Origin of the sequence: Pseudomonas sp. LFM046 (assembly GCF_000949385.2) — a bacterium.
GTDB lineage: Bacteria > Pseudomonadota > Gammaproteobacteria > Pseudomonadales > Pseudomonadaceae > Metapseudomonas.
On record NZ_JYKO02000001.1, the window covers coordinates 664,876 to 684,757 of the forward strand.

Here is a 19,882-nt window from a genome sequence, read left to right on the forward strand (position 1 = left end):
CCAGCCCTGTCAGCCTTTCACGGTCCTCAGCAGCTCCACCTTGCCGCGCTCCTGCAGCACCCCCGGAATCCGTTGCTCGAAGGACGTGGAAAGAATCAGCGAGGTCTTGGTCGACCCGTATTGGGCGATCTGGTCGATCAGGTCCTGAAGCTCCGGCATCGAGGCGACCGCGGCCTTGATCAGCAGACAGGCATCGCCGGTCACGCGGTGGCAAAGGGTGAGCTGGGGGATCTTCTCCAGGGCTTCCTGGGTGCGCTTGTAATCGTGGTCGATGATGCGCAGCTCGATCACGCATTCGATGGGCAGGCCGATCTTCGCCAGGTCCACGCTGGCGTGGTAGCCGGTGATGATGCCGGCAGACTCCAGCTTGGCCACACGGTCGGCCACCGCCGGCGGTGAGAGGTTGACCCGGCGCGCCAGGTCGGCGAAGGAAGCCCGGCCGTTCTCGATCAGGGCAGAAAGCAGCAGGCGGTCGTACTTGTCCACAGGGACCTCCGGAAACGGCCTCCGTCGAATCGAAGGAGGAGGCCGCTGATTTCGATGGTTTCCAAAGTCGAGACGGGCTTCAAGCAGGTTTTCATCCTTATTTTCCCGTCAGGGCCTTTCATAGAATAGACACCTCATTCCTGCCTGTGTCGAGTTCCGATCATGCCCGCGCGCCGCTTTCCGCTCCTGCTCATAGGGGCATTCATCGCTCTCTATCTGATCTGGGGGTCGACCTACCTGGCGATCCGCATCGGCGTCGAATCCTGGCCGCCGCTGCTGATGGCCGGCATTCGCTTCGTCATCGCCGGGGCCCTGATGTACGGCTTCCTGCGGTGGCGCGGGGTACCCAATCCGACCTGGCAGGAGTGGAAGTCCGCAGCCGCCATTGGCTTCCTGCTGCTCAGTTGCGGCAACGGCGGCGTGACCCTGGCGGAGGACCTCGGTGTGGCCTCCGGCGTCGCGGCCCTGGCCGTGGCCACGGTGCCGCTGTTCGCCCTGCTGTTCGGGCTGATCTGGGGCCAGCGCACCAGCCGACTGGAATGGGCCGGTATCGTCCTCGGCCTGGCGGGCATCGGCTTGCTCAACCTCGGTTCCAACCTCCAGGCCAGCCCCATCGGCGCGGCCCTGATCATCTTCGCCGCGGCAGCCTGGTCGTTTGGCTCCATGTGGAGCAAGAACCTCAAGCTCCCCGCCGGGCCCATGGCCAGTGCGGTGGAAATGCTCGCCGGTGGCGTGGCCCTGCTGGCCGGCAGCCTGCTTAGTGGCGAGCGCATGGTCGCCGCCCCGACCCTGGCCGGCTGGGGGGCGCTGGCCTACCTGGTCGTCTTCGGTTCCATCATTGCCTTCAGCTCCTACCTCTACCTGCTGAAGAACGTGCGCCCCGCTGCAGCCACCAGCTACGCCTACGTCAATCCGGTGGTGGCCGTGCTGCTGGGCATCGCCTTCGCGGGGGAAACCATCGGCATCGAGGAAAGCCTGGCGATGCTGGTGATCATCGGTGCCGTGGTGCTGATCGGCCTGCCGCAGTGGCGCGACCGCAAGGAAGACAAGCCAGTCAAGGACGAAGGGCTGCAAGAGCAGACCAGCTGATCACGGTGGGGGCGGCCGGCCTGATAGAATCGCGCCTTTTCCGCACACTATGGCTGCCCCGATGACCTTCGCCTCCCTCGGCCTGATCGAACCCCTGCTGCGCACCACCGAAGCGCTCGGCTACCAGACCCCATCGCCGGTGCAGGCCGAGGCGATCCCCGCCGTCCTCAAGGGCCGTGACCTGATGGCCGCGGCCCAGACCGGCACCGGCAAGACCGCCGGTTTCGCCCTGCCGCTGCTCCAGCGCCTGACCCACGAAGGCCCTCAGGTGGCCAGCAACTCGGTGCGCGCCCTGGTGCTGGTGCCGACCCGCGAACTGGCCGAACAGGTCAATGAGAGCTTCCGCGTCTACGGCCAGCACCTGCCGCTGCGCAACTACGCGGTCTACGGCGGCGTCAGCATCAACCCGCAGATGATGAAGCTGCGCAAGGGCATCGACATCCTCGTCGCCACCCCGGGCCGGCTGCTCGACCTGTATCGCCAGAACGCCGTGAAGTTCAACCAGCTCCAGACGCTGGTGCTGGACGAGGCCGACCGCATGCTCGACCTGGGCTTTGCCCGCGAGCTGGACGAACTCTTCGCCGCGCTGCCCAAGCGCCGCCAGACCCTGCTGTTCTCCGCCACCTTCTCCGACGCCATCCGCCAGATGGCCCGCGAGCTGCTGCGCGACCCGCTGTCCATCGAAGTCAGCCCGCGCAACGCCGCCGCCAAGAGCGTGCGCCAGTGGCTGATCCCGGTGGACAAGAAGCGCAAGAGCGAACTCTTCCTGCACCTGCTGGAGGATCGTGGCTGGGACCAGGTGCTGGTCTTCGTCAAGACTCGCAAGGGCGTTGACCAGCTGGTGGATGAACTCCAGGCCCGTGGCGTCAGCGCCGACTCCATCCACGGCGACAAGCCCCAGCCGTCTCGCCTGCGCGCCCTGCAGCGCTTCAAGGCGGGCGAAGTGCAGATACTGGTGGCCACCGACGTAGCCGCCCGTGGCCTGGACATCGACGACCTGCCGCTGGTGGTCAACTTCGACCTGCCCATCGTGGCCGAGGATTACGTGCACCGCATCGGCCGTACCGGCCGCGCGGGTGCTACCGGTGAGGCGGTGTCCCTGGTCTGCGCTGACGAAGTGCAGCTGCTGGCGGCCATCGAGGTGCTGATTCGCCAGACCATCCAGCGCCGCGACGAGCCGGATTTCTTCCCCGACCACCGGGTGCCCATGACCGATGCCACCGGTCAGGTGATCAAGAAGCCGAAGAAACCCAAGAAGCCCAAGGAACCCCAGGTCGCCGCTGGCAAGGCGGGCAAGGGTGCGGCCTTGGGGCGCTGGATCGACAGCGAGAAGCCCAAGGTCAAATCGGTGCGCAAGGCGCCGGGGTTTGGGAAGGCCAAGAAGGGCTGATCCGCGTTTGGGCGTCACCCTTTTGTGGCATTGGGTGACGCTTCGCAGGGCAGGGGAGCTCCGGGCGGGAACGGGCTGGCACCAGGTACCCCCGTCCTAGAGGGGCTGCCAAGGCTTTCAGGATATTGGCTCATTTCCTGCATTTCTGTGCGAAATGCTGAACGCCTATAGTGATTGAAGCGCAGCCCACCCTCAGGCATCGCCCACATGCGCCACAAGGAACTCAAACACTGGACCTCCGGTGTCGCCCACCTGTTCGCCCAGCCGGCTGGCCGGGCTCGGCTGCTCGGCCTCAGCCAATGGCTGCAGCAGATCTGCCCGGTCGATCACTTCGTCCTCTTCGTCTACGAAGGCAACCACCGGCCGCTGGCCCTGTTCGACACCTTCCCGCCGGACAAGCGCCACGTCTATGTGGAGGACTACCAGGTCGGCCCCTACCTGCTCGACCCCTTCTACCTCGCCTGCACCCGCAACCAGGCTCCGGGCCTCTGGCGCCTGCGTCAGTTCGCCCCGGACCACTTCTACCTGGGCGAGTACTACGTCACCTACTACCAACAGACCGGCCTGACCGAGGAAATCGCCTTCTTCATCGACCTCGCTTCTGGCGGCAAGGCCGTGCTTTCGCTGATGCGTGGCACCGCCAATCCGGCCTACAGCCGCGACGAGATGCAAATGCTGGACTGCGCCCAAGCCGTGGTGAACCAGGTGGTGAATGAAGCCTGGGAACTCTGCCGCGCCCACGCCCCGCGCCCGGCGCAGGACCTGGACTACAAGATCCGCGAAGCCTTCGACCAGTTCGGCGCCCACGTGCTGACCGCCCGCGAGCAGGAAGTGGTGCAGATGCTCCTGCGGGGCCACTCCAGCGCCTCGGTGGCCGAGCACCTGGCCATCAGCCCGGGAACGGTGAAGATCCATCGCAAGAACATCTACGCCAAGCTGGGCATTGGCAGTCAGTCGGAGCTGCTGGGGCTGTTCGTGCGGGAACTCGCCGGCCAGCGGGACGAGCCGGAGCCCTTGCGCACGGCGGTCTAGGCTTATTGCGATTGGCGATTAGCGGTGACTGATCAATAACCGTACAGCGTGAGGAGAGCCAGGCACCATCAGCTTTCCAGCGCCCTGCCCACGATTTATCCACAACCCTTTGCACAGAATCTGTGGGCAGGGTTGTGGGGGCGAATTCATTCGCTATGGGCAACACCGTTGCCCCTGGGGAATCTGCAGGGCAGACCTGCGGCCTGCTTGGCGAATGAATTCGCCCCTACAAGGAAATGCGCCCTCAGGTGGGGCGCTGCTCAGAAATCAAACACTTGCTTCAAAGCCGCGCCCCGAGCGGCCTGCAGCCGGTCATCCATAACTTATCCACATCCCGCTCCACAGTTTCTGTGGAGCACGCGCCTATCCCCGGAGGGATATATACAGCCGAAAACCGCCATTGCTAGCGTGTTGCCACATGCCCATAACACCTGAAAACAAGGGGCCGGCCGTGAGCGATGCAGGCGAGTTCTTCGATATCGAGTTCCGCAATGTGGTCAAGCGCTATGGCGCGGTGGCTGCGGTCAATGGCCTGAACTTCAGGGTGCGGCGCGGTTCGTTTCATTCCTTCCTCGGCAGCTCCGGCTGCGGCAAGACCACCACCCTGCGGATGATCGCCGGCTTCGAGCAGCCCACGGCGGGGGAGGTGCTGCTGGCCGGGCGTTCGGTGGCCGGGGTGCCGGCGCACCAGCGGCCGGTGAACATGGTGTTCCAGAGTTATGCACTGTTCCCCCACCTCTCGGTGGCGGAGAACATCGCCTACGGCCTGCGCTACCACCAGCCACGCCCGGACCGCGCCGAACAGCGCCGCCTGGCGGACGAGGCGCTGGAGATGGTGCGCCTGTCCGGCTTCGGCCAGCGCAAGCCCCACGAACTGTCCGGCGGCCAGCAGCAGCGGGTGGCCCTGGCTCGCGCCCTGGTGAACAAGCCCACGGTGCTGCTGCTGGATGAGCCCCTGGCGGCACTGGACCGCAAGCTGCGCAAGGAGATGCAGTCCGAACTGCTGCGCCTGCAGCGGGAGGTGGGCATCACCTTCGTGCTGGTCACCCACGACCAGGAAGAGGCCCTGTCCATGAGCGACAGCATCAGCGTCATGCAGGACGGCCAGATCCTCCAGAGCGCCAGCCCCGAGCAACTCTACGAAACCCCCGCGAGCCGCTACGTGGCGGACTTCATCGGCGAATCCAACCTGTTCGACGGCACCGTGCGGCGCATCGAGGATGGCCGGGTCCTGCTGGAAACCACCCACGGCCTGCACCTGGCCAGTCCGCAGACGCCCACCGGCCCGACCCTCAAGGCGTGCGAGCCGGGCTGCATTGCGGTGCGGCCGGAGCTGATCGCCATCGGCGCCGGCGAAGAGTCTCTGGCCCGCGAGATCAGCCTGCCTGGCGAAGTGGTGGACCGCATCTACCTGGGCAACCTCACCGAGTACCGGGTGCGCACCGAGCCTTTCGGCATCGTCTGCGTGCGGGTGCCGCGACACGGCAAGCACGAGCGCTCGGCCTTCGAGCACGGGTCGCCGGTCAGGATCGGCTGGGATCAGGCGAGCGGTCTTGCGATGACGTTGTAGCGCACGAGAAGCAGTACGGAACGGATAACACCAACCCTCAAAGCAGGTGGCAGCAATGGATCGGAAAGACTTCATCAAGCAACTGCGCAGTTGGCAGAACGGCTCCATCAGCCGTCGCGAGTTTCTCGGCCGTACCGGCCTGGGCCTGGCAATGGCGGTGATGGCCGCCAATATGCCGGGGCTCCTGACCAGCAACCGGGCCTTCGCCGCCGAGAAGGGCTCGATCGGCGACCGCGTCGTGCTGGCCACCTGGCCGAACTACCACAACCCCGAGAACTTCGCCGCCTTCGCCGAGCAGACCGGCGCCCAGGTGCAGATGAACGTCTTCGGCTCCAACGAGGAGATGCTCGCCAAGCTCCAGGCCGGCGGCAGCGGCTGGGATGTCTTCGTACCCACCAACTACACCATCAGTACCTATGCCGAACTGGGGCTGATCGAGCCGCTGGACCTGTCGCGCATTCCCAACTTCGACGCCGCTTCCTACGAGAAGCGCTTCATGGAGCAGGGCGTCGTCAACGGCAAGACCTACGCCGTACCGAAGGACTGGGGCACCACCGGCTTCGTCTACGACAGCAAGAAGCTCAAGGCCAGGCCCACCACCTGGAAGGAATTCTGGGAACTGGCCCAAGGCGAGGCCACCGGCCGGGTGATGGTCCACGACTACCAGCTGACGGTGATCGGCAACGCCCTGAAGGCCTACGGCTACAGCTTCAACTCCATCGATCCGAAGGAACTGGCCGATGCGGAGAAACTGCTGCTGGAGGTCAAGCCGCACCTGTTCGCGATCAACTCCGACTACCAGCCCTCCATGCGCAACGGCGATGCCTGGATGGCCATGTGCTGGACCGGCGACGCTTCGCAGCTGCACCGTGACCTGCCAGAAATGACCTATGTGCTGGGCCGCGAGGGTGGCGAGATCTGGAGCGACTTCTTCGCCATTCCGAAGAGCGCCGAGCGGCGGGACGCGGCCTATGCGCTGATCAACTTCCTGCTCGACCCGAAGGTGAACAAACGTGAAGTGGAAGCCCACGGTTATCCCAGCGGCGACAAGCGGGTGGATGCCCTGCTGCCCAAGACCATGCTCGACGACCCGATCATGTACCCGGCCGCCGACTTGCTCAGCGCCCTGGAGTTCGGCGCCGCCGCGACCCTGACCAGCCCGGCGCGAGCGGAGCTGATGGCGCGCTTCAAGGCGGCCTGATCGGCAATGCCCTCGTAGGAGCGAGCTCTGCTCGCGAACCGCTTCGCGAGCAGAGCTCGCTCCTACCGGTGCCGTTTCCATGAACCGTAGGGAATCGTCCATGAACATCGCACTCAGCGCCCCGGCGCTGGCCGATGCGGGCCAGGCCGTGCCGGCGGAAAGCCGCAGCCTCGGCCGGCGCGTCACGCTGCTCCTGCTGTTGCCGTCCACGCTCTGGTTCCTGCTGCTGCTCCTGCTGCCGCTGGTGATCATCCTGGTCTTCAGTCTGGGCGAGCGCAGCCCCGTGGGGGGCTACAGCGCGGCCCTGACCCTGGAGAACTACCTGAACCTCGGGTCGCGGGCCAAGGCGTTCTACAACACCTTGCTCCTGGCGCCGCTGGGCACCCTGGTGTGCCTGGTGGCCGCCTACCCGCTGGCCTACTTCCTGGCGGTGAAGGTGCAGCGCAGCCGCTCCCTGCTGCTGACCCTGGTGATCGTGCCGTTCTGGACCAGCTTCCTGATCCGCACCTACGCCTGGATCTTCATCCTCGGCGGCAAGGGCATCCCGGCGCTGCTGGCCATGGTCGGGCTGGACGACGTGCGCCTGATCAACACCCCGACTGCGGTGCTGATCGGCATCGTCTACGGCTACCTGCCGCTGATGGTGTTCCCCATCTACGTCAGCCTGGAGAAGCTCGACAAGCGGCTGCTGGAGGCTTCATCCGACCTCGGCGCCAGCGCCTTCGAGACCTTCCGCCGGGTGACCTTGCCGCTCTCGGCGCCCGGCGTGATCACCGGCGCCATGCTGGTGTTCATCCTGCTCATGGGCGAGTTCCTGATCCCGGCCATCCTCGGCGGCGGCAAGGTGTTCTTCGTCGGCAACGCCCTGGTGGACCTGTTCCTGCAATCGCGCAACTGGCCGTTCGGCAGCGCGGTGGCCATGACCCTGGTGGCGATGATGCTGGTCATCATCGCCCTCTACCTGAAGCTGGTGGCGCGCTACGGCAAGCGCGGCACGGAGGGGATGCTCTGATGTGGCTGCGCAGCTATTCCACCTCGCTTTACCTGTTCCTCTACGCGCCCATCGCGCTGATCGTGCTGTTCTCGTTCAACGCCGGACGCAGCGGGTTGTCCTTCGAATGTTGCTCGACGCAGTGGTTCGGCCGCGCCTTCGGCAACCCCTTCATCATGGAGGCCCTGGGCACCAGTGCGCTGATCGCCTTCAGCTCGGCGGTGATCGCCACCCTGTTCGGCACCCTGGCGGTGTTCGGCCTGCAGCGGGCGGGCAAGCGGGTGCGGCTGTTCTTCGATGCCATGACCTACTGCGCCATCATCATTCCTGGCATCGTCATCGGCATCGCCACCCTGATCGCCTTCATCAGTCTGTTCGAGGTGGTCAATCCGCTGCTGGACCTGCTGTTGGGCGCCGGCCTGCCGCGCTTGCGCATGGGGTTGTTCACCGTGATCGCGGCGCATTCGCTGTTCACCATGGCGCTGGTGATGGTGATCGTCCGCACCCGCGTCGAGTCCCTGGACAAGGCGCTGCTGGAAGCCTCCTCCGACCTCTACGCTCCGCCCCTGGAAACCTTCCGCCGGGTGACCCTGCCGCAGATCGCCCCGGCGATCCTGGCCGGCTTCCTGCTGGCGTTCACCTTCAGCTTCGACGATTTCATCATCGCCTTCTTCGTCGCCGGTTCGGAAACCACCTTGCCGATCTACATCTTCTCGTCGATCCGCCGGGGCATCACGCCGGAGATCAACGCCATTTCCACGGTGATCATCTGCGTCTCCCTGGCGCTGCTGTTCACCTCCCGCCATCTGCAGAACCGCCGCAGCGGCGCCTGAGCGCCCATGGAGCAAAGCCATGCGTGACCAGCTGTATATCAACGGGCAATGGGTCCGCCCCGACCTGGGCGGTTATTTCGAAGTGCTGGACCCCAGCAACGGCGACCTGATCCAGCGCGTGCCGGCGGCCACGGAAGAAGACATCGACCACGCCGTGCACGCCGCCCGCCAGGCTTTCAACCGGGGCTGGGGGCAGAGCAGCGGGGCGGAGCGCGCCGTCTGGCTGGAGGCCCTGGCCAGTGAGCTGGAAGGGCGCCAGGACGCCCTGGCGGTGCTGGAGGTGCGCGACAACGGCAAGCCGCTACCGGAAGCGCAGTGGGACATCGCCGATGCCGTCGGCTGCTTCCGCTATTACGCCGACCTGGCGCGGGAGCTGGACGGCCGCCAGGACCAGCCGCTGGAGCTGCCGGACGCGCGCTTCAGCTGCCGCGTCCGCTATGAACCGGTGGGGGTGGCAGGGCAGATCATTCCCTGGAACTACCCGCTGCTGATGGCGGCCTGGAAAGTGGCCCCGGCCCTGGCGGCGGGCGCCACCTGCGTGCTCAAGCCCTCGGAACTGACACCGCTGACGGCCCTGGAACTGGCCGGCGCCGCCGAACGCATCGGCCTGCCCTCCGGTGTGCTCAACGTGGTTACCGGCCTGGGCAGTGAAGCGGGTGGGCCGCTCAGCCACCATCCGGGTGTGGACAAGCTGGCCTTCACCGGCAGCGTGCCGACGGGGGCGAAGATCATGTCGGCGGCGGCGGCCGACATCAAGAACATCAGCCTGGAGCTGGGCGGCAAGTCGGCCTTCATTGTCTTCGACGATGCCGATGTCGAGGCCGCCGTGGAGTGGATCATGTTCGGCATCTTCTGGAACCAGGGGCAGGTGTGCAGCGCCACATCGCGCCTGCTGGTGCAGGAGGGCATCGCCGACCGCCTGATCGAACGCCTGGTGGAGGAGACCCGGCGCATCAGTATCGGCCCCGGTCTGGAACGGGGTGTGCTGCTGGGCCCGCTGGTGAGCGCCGGGCAGTACCAGAAGGTCATGGGCATGATCGAACAGGGCCGGCAGGAGGCCAGCCTGCTGACCGGCGGCAAGCGCCCGGCGCACCTGTCACACGGCTACTTCGTCGAGCCTGCGGTATTCGATGAGCCGGCAGACAACAGCCGCATCTGGCGCGAGGAAATCTTCGGCCCGGTGCTCTGCGTCAAACGCTTCAAGACCGAAGCCGACGCCCTGCGCCAGGCCAACGACAGCCGCTACGGCCTCGCCGCCGCCGTAATGAGCACCGACCTCGACCGCGCCGCGCGGGTGGCCAACGGCCTGCGCGCCGGCATCGTCTGGGTCAACTGCTCGCAACCCACCTTCACCCAGGCCCCCTGGGGCGGCATGAAGCACAGCGGCATCGGCCGCGAACTGGGTCGCTGGGGGCTGGACAACTACCTGGAGGTGAAGCAGGTCACCGAGTACCGCAGCCAGGAGAAGTGGGGGTGGTACCTCAAATAGACAGGCCGTACGGACAGCCCCCTCTCCCTCTGGGAGAGGGTTGGGGTGAGGGAAGCTCGCTGCGCGCCCCATTCGCGAATGAATTCGCCCCCAGAGGAACAACAGAACGCATCAGTGGCGCGCGCCGACCTCCACCAACCGCCTCTTCAACCGCGCCACCTCGGTCATGTCGGTGATCACCAGGCACACCCGCTCCACCTGTCCTCCGGCTGCCGCCAGGGGCAGGACGGTGAGGTTCTGGTACATGAAGTCCTCTTCGCCGGTGATGGGCCGGTAGTTCTCGAAGCGGATCAGGTAGGGGCGCTGCTCCCACAGGCTGAAGGCGCGGGTGCCCAGTTGCAGCACGGTGTCCACCTTGCGCCGGAGCCAGACGCGGTCGATCTCCGGGAACAGCTCGAAGATGTTCTTGCCGTGCACCCGGTCGGGGCTCAGCCCTGAATGGTTCTCCATGAAGCTGTTCCACACCTCGACATGGTACTGGCGGTCAAGCACCACCACACCGACGTCCAGGCACTGGACGATATCGAGCAGCCAGTGGAGTTCCTTGAAATCGATCTGTGCCGGCATGGGTCAGTCCATCAGGTAGTGGATCTTCTGGGTCAGGCGCGCGATGGAGGTCTCGGTGAAGAGCAGCAGCAGGTCGAAGTGCAGGTTGTGGTCTTCGATGGTGTAGCTGATCTCCACCGCCAGGGTCTTGCGCCAACGCCGGTTGTTGAGCTGGAGCAACCGCTCGATGGAGCTGTGCTGGCCCAGCAGCTGCGGATGGCCTTGGGAGAAGCGCACGTCGATCTGCTCGGCGATGCCGCCCAGGCAGGCGCCGATGAGGATGCTCGCCAGGTCCAGCTGCATTTCCGCCTCGCCGGCATCGCTGTGGGGCGCCCAACCCAGCAGGCGGGCGACTTCGGCGCTTTCGGCGTCATGGAACAGCAGCAGCGCCTCGCCGGCGATGGATTCGCCGATAAAGCCCTGGCACACCGCGGAAAGCCGCTCGCCCCGCTGGGCGTCGACCAGGGCCATGTGCAGTTCGCTGACTTCGAAGAGATTGACGTTGGGCACCGGCAGTTCCACGAAGACCCCGAGCACCCGGGCCAGCAGGGCGGCGGCGCGGCCCATGGCGACGTTGCTGACCTCGCGCAGGGCGTCACGGAAATTCACCCGCAAGTCGGGGTCGATGCGGCTGGGCACACCGGTGACCGGGCTGGTGGCCGGCGCCGGGCGCAGGAGACCGAGGCTGATCAGGGTTTCCCGCAGTTCGTCCGGGTCGGCGGGCTTGCGGATGAAGGCCAGGGCGCCCAGCTCGTGGACGCGGCGCTGGGCCTCTTCCTGGATATCGCCGGAAACCACCACCACCTTGGCATGGAGCCCTTCGGCGCGGAGCTGGCTAAGCACCTGGTAGCCATCCATCACCGGCATGGTCAGGTCCAGCAGGACGACGTGGCCGTGCCCTCGGCGTATCGCTTCCAGTGCTTCTTCACCCTGGCTGGCCTGGGTGATGTGCACCGGCCAGTCCAGCGGCAGCGCGCGGATCAGCTGCTTGCGCGCCATCATCGAGTCGTCGCAGACGAGGAGGGGAATCACCTTGAGGGCACCGCACGGAAAAAGCTTGGCTCAGGGGAAGCATAGACGCTGGCCGGGTGCCGGCGGGCACCTCCCGACCAGCTTCCGATCAGCTGTGGTTCGCGACCGATCAGATGTCTGGATGCGGGTACAGGGCGCGTGACTCCGATAGCCAGCGCAGCACGCCCCGTGCGGCGACGCGGCCGCTGGCGAAGCAGGCGGTGAGCAGGTAGCCGCCGGTGGGGGCTTCCCAGTCGAGCATCTCGCCGGCGCAGAACACGCCCGGCAGTCGCTTGAGCATCAAGCCTTCATTCAGAACCTCGAACGGCACGCCGCCAGCGGAGCTGATGGCCTCGTCCAGCGGACGCGCCCGCACCACGGTCAGCGGCAGGTTCTTGATGGCGACGGCCAGACGCTGCGGGTCGAGGAAGTCGTCCTTGGCCGACAGTTCCCGCAGCAGGCCGGCGCGGGCACCGTCGATCCCCAGCTGGCTGTGCAGGTGCTTGGCCATGGAGCGCGACCCGCGTGGCCGGGACAGGGCCTTGATGACCTTGTCCACAGGCTGGCTGGGCAGCAGGTCCAGCGTCAGCGTGGCGCTGCCCGTGGCGTTGATCTGCTCGCGGATGGCGGCGGAGAGGGCGTAGATCAGGCTGCCTTCGACACCGGTCGCGGTGAGTACGAACTCGCCCTGACGCGGCGTTCCGTGACCCAGGCGGATGGTTGCCGACTTGATCGGCGCACCGGCGAATTTCTCCTTGAGCAGCGGGCTCCAGCCTTCCACGTCGAAACCGCAGTTGCTGGGTTGCAGCGGCGCGATGCCCACCCTCCGGGCTTCCAGCAGCGGCAGCCAGGCGCCGTCCGAACCCAGCCGCGCCCAGCTGCCGCCGCCAAGGGCCAGCAAGCAGGCGTCGGCCGCGATCGCACGTTCTCCATCCGGGGTGGCGATGCGCAGGGCGCCGGATTCGTCCCAGCCGAGCCAGCGATGGCGGGTGTGGATAACCACGCCCTGTTCCCGCAGACGCTTGAGCCAGGCGCGCAGCAGGGGCGCAGCCTTCATATCGGTGGGAAAGACCCGGCCGGAGCTGCCGACGAAGGTGTCGATGCCGAGGTCGTGAATCCACTCGCGCAGTTCTTCGGCACCAAAACCGTCCAGCAGCGCGGCCAGTTCATCGCGGCGCGCACCGTAGCGACCGAGGAAGGGTTCCTTCGGCTCCGAGTGGGTGATGTTCATCCCGCCGACGCCCGCCAGCAGGAACTTGCGCCCGACCGAGGGCATGGCATCGAACAGCTCCACCCGCGCGCCACCCTGGGCCAGGACTTCGGCGGCCATCAGGCCGGCAGGGCCGCCGCCAATGACGGCGACGAAGGGGGCGGAATCGTTCATGGGAGAGGCAATGCGGAAGTTGAAGAGGGGCGAATTCTACCGGACTGCATGCTCTTTGTAGGATGGGTAGAGCGGAGCGAAACCCATCGATTCGGTGGCATGGGTCAATGCACAAGACCTGGGATGGCTGTCGCGAATGAATTCGCTCCTACAGCTCGGAGGACGGGTTTCCCAACCCCATCCCCCGCCAGACCTTGTCCGCACTGTGATGCAGAATCCCATGGCGGCGGGCCAGGGCCGTGCGGTCCTTGTCGTAGCCACCGCCGATCAGGCCCACCACCGGAATATCCCGGCCCAGGCAGTGGCGGATCACCCGCTCGTCGCGCTCGGCCAGGCCGGCATCGGTGAGTTGCAGGTAGCCCAGGGCATCGTCCTTGTGCACATCGACGCCGGCGTCGTAGAGCACCAGGTCCGGCTGATAGAGGGGCAGCAGGTAGTTGAGGGCGTCATCCACCACCCGCAGGTAGTCGGCATCGCCCATGCCCATGGGCAGGGGAATGTCCCAGTCGCTTTCGGCCTTGCGCGCCGGGAAGTTCTTGTCGCAGTGCAGGGACACCGTGATCGCTTCGGGGGTATCTGCCAGCAGGCGCGCAGTGCCGTCGCCCTGGTGCACGTCGCAGTCGAAGATCAGCACCCGCTGCACCCGGCCGGATTCCAGCAGGTAACGGCTGATCACCGCCAGGTCATTGAAGATGCAGAAGCCCGCCGCGTGGTCGTAGTGCGCGTGGTGGGTGCCGCCCGCGAGGTGGCACGCCAGCCCGTGCTCCAGGGCCAGATCGGCGGCCAGCAGGGAGCCACCCACCGCGCGCACGGTGCGCCGCGCCAGGGGCGGGCTCCAGGGCAGGCCAAGGCGACGCTGCTCCTCGCGGCCCAGTTCGCCGTCGAGAAATCGCTGGATATAACGGGGGCAGTGGGCGAGGGCCAGCACCTCGGGCGGGCAGACCTCCGGACGGTGCAGGCGTTCGTCCGTGGTCAGGCCGCTGTCCACGAGGTGGTCCCGCAGCAAGCGGAACTTGTCCATGGGGAAGCGGTGCTCCGCCGGGAAAGGCGGGCTGTAGTCGTCGTGGTAGACCAGCGGCAGGAACATCGATCGGCACTCGGGGAGGGACGCGCGGCAGTATGATGGGGCCCTCGCGCCACTGTGCTCAAGAGACGTTCCCGTGCCACCGATCGAACTGCATACCCCGCGCCTGCACCTGCGTGCCTGGCGCGACGACGACCTGCCGGCCTTCGCCGAACTCAATGCCGCCCCCGAGGTGATGCGCCATTTCCCGGCCTGTCTCGACCGGGCGGAAAGCGATGCCCTGGCGGGCCGCATCCGCCAGCATGCCCAGCAGTACGGCTTTGGCCAGTGGGTGGTCGAGCACCGTGAGGATGGCGGCTTTGTCGGTGTCGTCGGCCTGCAGAATGTGAACTTCGACCAGCACTTCACCCCGGCGGTGGAAATCGGCTGGCGCCTGATGCATCGCTACTGGGGGCAGGGCCTGGCCAGCGAGGCGGCGCTGGCGGCCCTGGCGTTCGGTTTCGAGTCCCTGCAACTGGCGGAAATCGTGGCCTTCACGGTGCCGGCGAACCTTCGCTCGCGGGCGGTGATGGCGCGTATCGGCATGCAGTACGACCCGGAAGGCGACTTCCTGCACCCGCGCTTGCCCGAAGGCCATCTGCTGCAACCGCATGTGCTCTATCGGCTGGGCCGCGCCGAATGGGAGGCGCTGCGATGAGCGACGCCGTGCGCGCCTACCACGAGCTCAGCAAGCATCGCCCCGATCGCTTTGCTCCCGGCCCCGGTCAGCTGCACTGGGCCACCCAGCCGGCGCCCTTTCGCCGCTACGCCGGCGCGCGACTGCTGGAGCTCTGGCACCGCCCGCTGGAGGAAACGCCGCCCTACGACGCCGCCTTCGCCGGCCCGATCGGCCCGCCTGCACCGCTCAATCGCGAAAGCCTGTCCCAGCTGCTCTACGACAGCCTGGCCATTTCCGCCTGGAAGGAGGCCGGTGGCAACCGCTGGGCGCTGCGGGTCAATCCGTCCTCGGGCAACCTGCACCCCACCGAGGCGTATCTGCTGCTGCCGCCCGGCGCGGTGGAGGAGGCCGGCCTGCTGGCCCACTACACCCCGGACGTGCACGCCCTGGAAGTCCGCGCCGAACTGCCGGCGCCCCTGGCCGCTCAGTTGACGGCGAACCTGCCGGCGGGCGGCTTCCTGCTCGGTCTGGCCAGCATTCCCTGGCGGGAAGCCTGGAAATACGGCGAGCGGGCCTACCGCTATTGCCAGCACGACCTGGGCCACGCCCTGGCGGCACTGGCCATCGCCGCCAGCGCCCTGGGTTGGCAGGTGCGGCTGCTGGGCGGTGTCACCGAGGAGCGGCTGGACGGCCTGCTGGGGCTGGATCGGCCGGGCTTTGTCGAGCGCGAATACGCCGATGTGCTGCTGTGGGTGGGGCCGCCCCAGGATCAGGAGTTTCCGCTTGGCCAGGCGCTGCTGGATGGCCTGATGGCGCTGGAGATGCAGGGCGTTCCCAATCGCCTGTCCCGCGAGCAGCGCCACTGGCCGGAACTGGAGCGCATCCATGGCCTGTGCCGTGCCCCGCGCCGGCCGTTGGCGGATTGGCGTGCACCGTTAGCGGCCGCCACTGTGGATAACCCGGGCCTGCCGTTGCGCCCGTTGTTGCATCGGCGGCGCAGCGCGCAATCCATGGACGGCCGCAGCGGTATTCACGCGGACCTGCTGCTGGCCTGGCTGCGTCGATTGATGCCGGCGCATTCGCCGGTGCCCTTCGCCGGGTTTGGCCGGCCACAGGTGGATCTGCTGCTCTTCGTCCACCGTGTCCAGGGCATGGCTCCCGGCCTCTACTGGCTGGCCCGTGGCGCGGCGCCCGAGGGCGACCTGGCGAATGGTCTGCGGGCGGATTTTCTCTGGCAGCGGGCCAGCGACGAGCTGCCGCTGTACCGCCTGCTGGAAGGCGATGCTCGTGGCCTGGCGGGTTTTCTGTCCTGCGGCCAGGACATCGCCGCCGATGGCTGTTTCGCCCTGGCGATGCTCGCCCGCTTCGACGACGCCCTGGCTCAGGGCGCGTGGCAGTACCCGCGGCTTTACTGGGAGTGCGGCCAGATCGGCCAAGTGCTCTACCTGGAGGCGGAGGCGGCTGGGCTGTCCGGCACCGGGATCGGTTGCTACTTCGACGACTCGGTACATGAATTGCTGGAAATGGCCGACAGTCGGTGGCAAAGCCTTTACCATTTCACCATTGGCCGCGCGCTGTGGGACGAGCGCCTGACGACGCTGCCGGCCTATCCGCAACTACGACTACCGCCCCGGCCATGACCGGGGTGGATGCCTTGCAGAGGAGATCCACATGACCCAGGTGCTCGACGAGCTGGTCGCGCTGCTGAGCCTCGAATCCATCGAAGAGAACCTGTTCCGTGGCGTCAGCCAGGACCTGGGCTTCCGCCAATTGTTCGGTGGCCAGGTGCTGGGCCAGTCCCTGTCCGCCGCCAGCCAGACGGTGGACCCGGAGCGCCACGTGCACTCCCTGCACGGCTACTTCCTGCGCCCCGGGGATGCGACCCTGCCGGTGGTCTACTCGGTGGAGCGGGTCCGCGACGGCGGCACCTTCAGCACGCGCCGCGTCACCGCCATCCAGAAGGGCCAGCAGATCTTCACCTGCAGCGCCTCGTTCCAGCAGGACGAAGAAGGCTTCGAGCACCAGCTCACCATGCCCGATGTGCCGGGGCCGGAAAACCTGCCCAGCGAACTGGAGATTGCCCGACAGAATGCCCAACTGTTGTCCGAGCGGGTCCGCGACAAGTTCCTCTGCGCCAAGCCCATCGAGATTCGTCCGGTCACCGCCGACAACCCCTACGACCCGCGTCCGGGCGAGCCGGTGAAGCACCTCTGGTTCCGCGCTGACGGCAGCCTTCCGGACATCGCGGCGATCCACAAGTACATCCTCGCCTACGCCTCGGACTTCGGCCTGCTGACCACGTCGATGCTGCCCCACGGCGTGTCGGTGTGGCAGAAGTTCATGCAGGTGGCCAGCCTCGACCACGCCCTCTGGTTCCACCGCAACCTGCGCGCCGACGACTGGCTGCTCTATTCCATGGACAGCCCCTGGGCCGGCAATGCCCGTGGTTTCTCGCGGGGCAGCATCTTCAATCGCGAAGGCCAACTGGTGGCCTCGGTGGCCCAGGAAGGGCTGACACGCCTGCGCGAGGATTGGAAGTGATCGCCCTGCGCTCCGGAGCGTACCGATGAGCCTGGCGCAGTTCCGCCACTGGGTGTTCGACATGGACGGCACCCTGACCATCGCCGTGCATGATTTCGCCGCCATCCGCGTGGCGCTGGACATCCCGCCGGAGGACGACATCCTCCACCACCTGGCCGCCCTGCCCGAGGACGAGGCCGCCGCCAAGCATGCCTGGCTGCTGGAGCACGAGCGGGAACTGGCCCTCGGCGCCCAGCCCGCCGCCGGCGCCATCGAACTGGTGCGCGAACTGCACCAGCGCGGCTGCCAGCTTGGCATCCTCACCCGCAACGCCCACGAACTGGCACTGCTCACCCTGGAGGCCATAGGCCTCGGCGACTGCTTTGTCACCGAGGACATCCTCGGTCGCGGCGAAGCCCCCCCAAAACCCCATCCCGGCGGCCTGCTGCACCTGGCCGAGCGCTGGCAGGTCGAGCCCGCTCACCTGGTGATGGTGGGCGACTACCGCTTCGACCTCGACTGCGGCCGTGCGGCAGGGGCCAGTACCGTGCTGGTGAACCTGCCGGAAAACCCCTGGCCGGAGCTGGCGGACTGGTTTGCGCGGGATTGTGGGGAGTTGTTGGGGATGGTGAGGGGGTAGGTTGGTGAGTGGCGCCCTTCTCCATGGCACAAGCAGCCCCCTCTCCCGGAGGGAGAGGGGAGCAATCTGAAGCCAAGCTTGACGCTGCGCGGGCCGGCTAACTCCAGAGCCTGATCCCAGAGTCACCCCTCTCCCCTCGGGAGAGGGGGCGGGGGTGAGGGAAGCGTCAGGCCGCTCGAAGCCACCCCCTCAAAGCCTCGCCGTCGAAAACGTATCGCACCGCCCCACTTCCCCTCGCTCAAACCCCACCTTGAACCAGCGCACCCGCTGCGCCGAGGTGCCGTGGGTGAAGGAGTCGGGGACCACCTGGCCGCGGGCCTGGCGTTGCAGGCGGTCGTCGCCGATGGCGTTGGCGGCGTTGAGGGCTTCTTCCAGGTCGCCGGGTTCCAGCCAGTTCAGGCGCTTCTGTGCGTGGTAGGCCCAGACGCCGGCCAGGCAGTCGGCCTGGAGTTCCTGGCGGACCAGCAGGCCGTTGTCGCCTTCCACCCGGTCGCCGCGTTGGCGGGCGGCGTTCACCTTGGCGGAGACGCCCAGCAGGGTCTGCACGTGGTGGCCCACTTCATGGGCGATCACATAGGCCTGGGCGAAGTCGCCGGCGGCCTGGAAGCGCTCGGCCATTTCCTCGAAGAAGTCCAGATCCAGGTAGACCTTGCGGTCGCCCGGACAGTAGAAGGGACCCACCGCCGAGGAGGCGAAGCCGCAGGCTGATTGCACGCCGCCGTTGAACAGCACCAGCGTCGGGTCCTGGTACTGACGGCCGGCGGCCTGGAAGATGGCGTGCCAGGTGTCTTCGGTGTCGCCGAGGATGGCGCGGACGAACTCGCGTTCCTCCGGGGTGCCTGATGGCATGGCTGATTGTTGCTGGGGATTGATCGAGGCGCCTTGCTGGGTGATCTGGCCGAGGATCTCCAATGGGTCTTCGCCCATCAGCAGCGCCACTACGACCACTATCGCGACGCCGCCCAGGCCCAGTCCCTTGCCGCCGCCCAGGCGCATGCCGCTTCCACCCATGCCTCCGGCGTCTTCCACGTTGTCACTGCGACGCGCGCGTTGCCAGCGCATGTCCACTCTCCGTTCATATGGCGAAGTGTTCAGTGTTGACGCTGGCGGCGGGCACCGCCAGACCGGTCGTCAGACCAGTTCGTCTGGCGCCGGCAGCAGGCGGGCCTGGGCCAGCAGTTGAACCTCGCCACCCACCAGCACATTGCCCGCCTCGGTCACGCAGACATCCAGGCGGCTCGGGCGGCCAAGGAAGCGGCCCTGGGCCAGGGCGAAGGGCTTGCCCGGCAGGTCCAGGCCCTGGGCGACGCGCCAGGCGGCTACCGGACCGGCGGCGCTGCCGGTGGCGATGTCTTCCACCACGCCGAGCGGGTCCCAGGTGCGGCCTTCACGGGCGTCCACATCCATCAGGAAGACGAAGGCGGCGCCCAGCTTGGCCAGCGCGTCGTCCAGCAACTCACGCTGCTTGGCGGTGGCAAGGCCGGCGGCGGTCACCGGCAGCAGCACGTAGGGCAGGCCAGTGCTGACCACCTGGGCGGGATAGCGACGGTCGCGCTCGCTGCCGAACGCGGCGGCGAAGGCGTCGGCACTGGCGTCGTCCAGTACCTGGCCGAACTCGGCCGGGCCCTGGTCCATTTCTGCGTAGAACCCCTTGCCCTGGCGGCGGGTGGCGATGCACACCTGTTTTTCCGGCAGTTGCAGACGCCAGCTGGCCTCGGACTCGCCACCGTGGAGGTGGTGCAGCAGGGCGGCGGCGCCCAGGATGGGGTGGCCGGCGAAGGGCAGTTCTTCCTCGACCGTGAACACCCGTGCGGCGAAGGCGTCCGGGGTCTCCAGCGGTGCGAGGAAGATCGATTCGAACTGCCGCAGTTCGCGGGTCAGTTCCTGCATGGCTGCCGTGCCAAGGCCGCGGCAATCGGGGAAGACCGCCAGGCCGTTGCCAGCCAGGACTCGTTCAGCGAATACATCGACTTGCCAGTAATCCATTTCAGGCTCCAGAAAAAACGGCCGCTAGGAGC

19 protein-coding genes are annotated in these 19,882 nt (G+C 67.0%); 12 read left to right on the forward strand and 7 right to left on the reverse strand.

Annotated elements, in window-relative coordinates; all coding sequences use genetic code 11:
* Nucleotides 1-9: 9 nt before the first annotated feature.
* Nucleotides 10-486 carry an Lrp/AsnC family transcriptional regulator gene (locus tag TQ98_RS03180; protein ID WP_044872257.1) on the reverse strand — a complete coding sequence of 159 codons (477 nt, stop codon included), beginning with the start codon at nucleotides 484-486 and terminating at the stop codon, nucleotides 10-12.
* 162 nt (nucleotides 487-648) lie between these two features.
* Between TQ98_RS03180 and yedA the strand changes: the two genes are divergently transcribed.
* The 8 genes from yedA (at nucleotide 649) to TQ98_RS03220 (ending at nucleotide 10,081) form a co-directional block, all read left to right on the forward strand.
* Nucleotides 649-1,575 carry a drug/metabolite exporter YedA gene (gene yedA / locus TQ98_RS03185; RefSeq protein WP_044872256.1) on the forward strand — a complete coding sequence of 309 codons (927 nt, stop codon included), beginning with the start codon at nucleotides 649-651 and terminating at the stop codon, nucleotides 1,573-1,575.
* A 61-nt stretch (nucleotides 1,576-1,636) separates the two neighbouring features.
* Nucleotides 1,637-2,965 (forward strand): DEAD/DEAH box helicase, encoded by a 1,329-nt coding sequence (locus tag TQ98_RS03190; RefSeq protein ID WP_044872255.1) that lies wholly within the window; start codon nucleotides 1,637-1,639, stop codon nucleotides 2,963-2,965.
* A gap of 207 nt (nucleotides 2,966-3,172) precedes the next feature.
* Nucleotides 3,173-3,997, forward strand: a complete 825-nt coding sequence (locus TQ98_RS03195) for a helix-turn-helix transcriptional regulator (protein WP_044872254.1) — start codon at nucleotides 3,173-3,175, stop codon at nucleotides 3,995-3,997.
* 418 nt (nucleotides 3,998-4,415) lie between these two features.
* On the forward strand, nucleotides 4,416-5,567 hold the full coding sequence (locus tag TQ98_RS03200; protein WP_044872253.1) for an ABC transporter ATP-binding protein: 1,152 nt from the start codon (nucleotides 4,416-4,418) through the stop codon (nucleotides 5,565-5,567).
* A 55-nt stretch (nucleotides 5,568-5,622) separates the two neighbouring features.
* Nucleotides 5,623-6,768 (forward strand): spermidine/putrescine ABC transporter substrate-binding protein, encoded by a 1,146-nt coding sequence (locus TQ98_RS03205; RefSeq protein WP_044872252.1) that lies wholly within the window; start codon nucleotides 5,623-5,625, stop codon nucleotides 6,766-6,768.
* A gap of 100 nt (nucleotides 6,769-6,868) precedes the next feature.
* On the forward strand, nucleotides 6,869-7,780 hold the full coding sequence (locus tag TQ98_RS03210; RefSeq protein ID WP_044872251.1) for an ABC transporter permease: 912 nt from the start codon (nucleotides 6,869-6,871) through the stop codon (nucleotides 7,778-7,780).
* Entirely contained in the window at nucleotides 7,780-8,592 is an 813-nt protein-coding gene (locus TQ98_RS03215) for an ABC transporter permease (RefSeq protein WP_044872250.1), read from the forward strand. Before TQ98_RS03210 ends, TQ98_RS03215 begins: the two co-directional genes overlap by 1 nt.
* Nucleotides 8,593-8,611: 19 nt before the next feature.
* Nucleotides 8,612-10,081: an aldehyde dehydrogenase family protein gene (locus tag TQ98_RS03220; protein WP_044872249.1), complete on the forward strand. Its 1,470-nt coding sequence runs from the start codon at nucleotides 8,612-8,614 to the stop codon at nucleotides 10,079-10,081.
* Nucleotides 10,082-10,192: 111 nt separating this feature from the next.
* Here TQ98_RS03220 and TQ98_RS03225 read toward each other — a convergent pair whose 3' ends face one another.
* The 4 genes from TQ98_RS03225 to TQ98_RS03240 form a co-directional block, all read right to left on the reverse strand.
* The gene (locus TQ98_RS03225) at nucleotides 10,193-10,648 is read right to left on the reverse strand and encodes a PAS domain-containing protein (protein WP_044872248.1); all 456 of its coding nucleotides are present in this window, start codon (nucleotides 10,646-10,648) and stop codon (nucleotides 10,193-10,195) included.
* A 3-nt stretch (nucleotides 10,649-10,651) separates the two neighbouring features.
* Nucleotides 10,652-11,659 carry a response regulator gene (locus TQ98_RS03230; RefSeq protein ID WP_082073188.1) on the reverse strand — a complete coding sequence of 336 codons (1,008 nt, stop codon included), beginning with the start codon at nucleotides 11,657-11,659 and terminating at the stop codon, nucleotides 10,652-10,654.
* A gap of 109 nt (nucleotides 11,660-11,768) precedes the next feature.
* Nucleotides 11,769-13,022, reverse strand: coding sequence for a TIGR03862 family flavoprotein (locus TQ98_RS03235; protein ID WP_044872247.1), 1,254 nt, complete (start codon nucleotides 13,020-13,022; stop codon nucleotides 11,769-11,771).
* A 148-nt stretch (nucleotides 13,023-13,170) separates the two neighbouring features.
* The gene (locus TQ98_RS03240; protein ID WP_044872246.1) at nucleotides 13,171-14,109 is read right to left on the reverse strand and encodes a histone deacetylase; all 939 of its coding nucleotides are present in this window, start codon (nucleotides 14,107-14,109) and stop codon (nucleotides 13,171-13,173) included.
* Nucleotides 14,110-14,182: 73 nt separating this feature from the next.
* Here TQ98_RS03240 and TQ98_RS03245 point away from each other — a divergent pair, with 73 nt between their 5' ends.
* From TQ98_RS03245 to TQ98_RS03260, 4 genes are read left to right on the forward strand one after another with little or no spacing between them, the layout of a single operon-like run.
* Nucleotides 14,183-14,743 carry a GNAT family N-acetyltransferase gene (locus TQ98_RS03245; protein ID WP_044872245.1) on the forward strand — a complete coding sequence of 187 codons (561 nt, stop codon included), beginning with the start codon at nucleotides 14,183-14,185 and terminating at the stop codon, nucleotides 14,741-14,743.
* Nucleotides 14,740-16,344 (forward strand): SagB/ThcOx family dehydrogenase, encoded by a 1,605-nt coding sequence (locus TQ98_RS03250; RefSeq protein ID WP_103102862.1) that lies wholly within the window; start codon nucleotides 14,740-14,742, stop codon nucleotides 16,342-16,344. The genes TQ98_RS03245 and TQ98_RS03250 overlap by 4 nt, the downstream gene beginning before the upstream one ends.
* 31 nt (nucleotides 16,345-16,375) lie before the next feature.
* The gene (tesB, locus tag TQ98_RS03255; protein ID WP_044872242.1) at nucleotides 16,376-17,245 is read left to right on the forward strand and encodes an acyl-CoA thioesterase II; all 870 of its coding nucleotides are present in this window, start codon (nucleotides 16,376-16,378) and stop codon (nucleotides 17,243-17,245) included.
* Between the two features lie 25 nt (nucleotides 17,246-17,270).
* On the forward strand, nucleotides 17,271-17,864 hold the full coding sequence (locus TQ98_RS03260) for an HAD family hydrolase (protein ID WP_044872241.1): 594 nt from the start codon (nucleotides 17,271-17,273) through the stop codon (nucleotides 17,862-17,864).
* A 189-nt stretch (nucleotides 17,865-18,053) separates the two neighbouring features.
* Here the strand turns inward: TQ98_RS03260 and TQ98_RS03265 are convergent, their stop codons facing one another.
* A complete protein-coding gene (locus TQ98_RS03265) occupies nucleotides 18,054-18,926 on the reverse strand; it encodes a neutral zinc metallopeptidase (protein WP_044872240.1) in 873 nt (290 codons plus the stop codon).
* A 69-nt stretch (nucleotides 18,927-18,995) separates the two neighbouring features.
* Nucleotides 18,996-19,850: a PhzF family phenazine biosynthesis protein gene (locus TQ98_RS03270; RefSeq protein ID WP_044872239.1), complete on the reverse strand. Its 855-nt coding sequence runs from the start codon at nucleotides 19,848-19,850 to the stop codon at nucleotides 18,996-18,998.
* Between the last annotated feature and the right edge of the window lie 32 nt (nucleotides 19,851-19,882).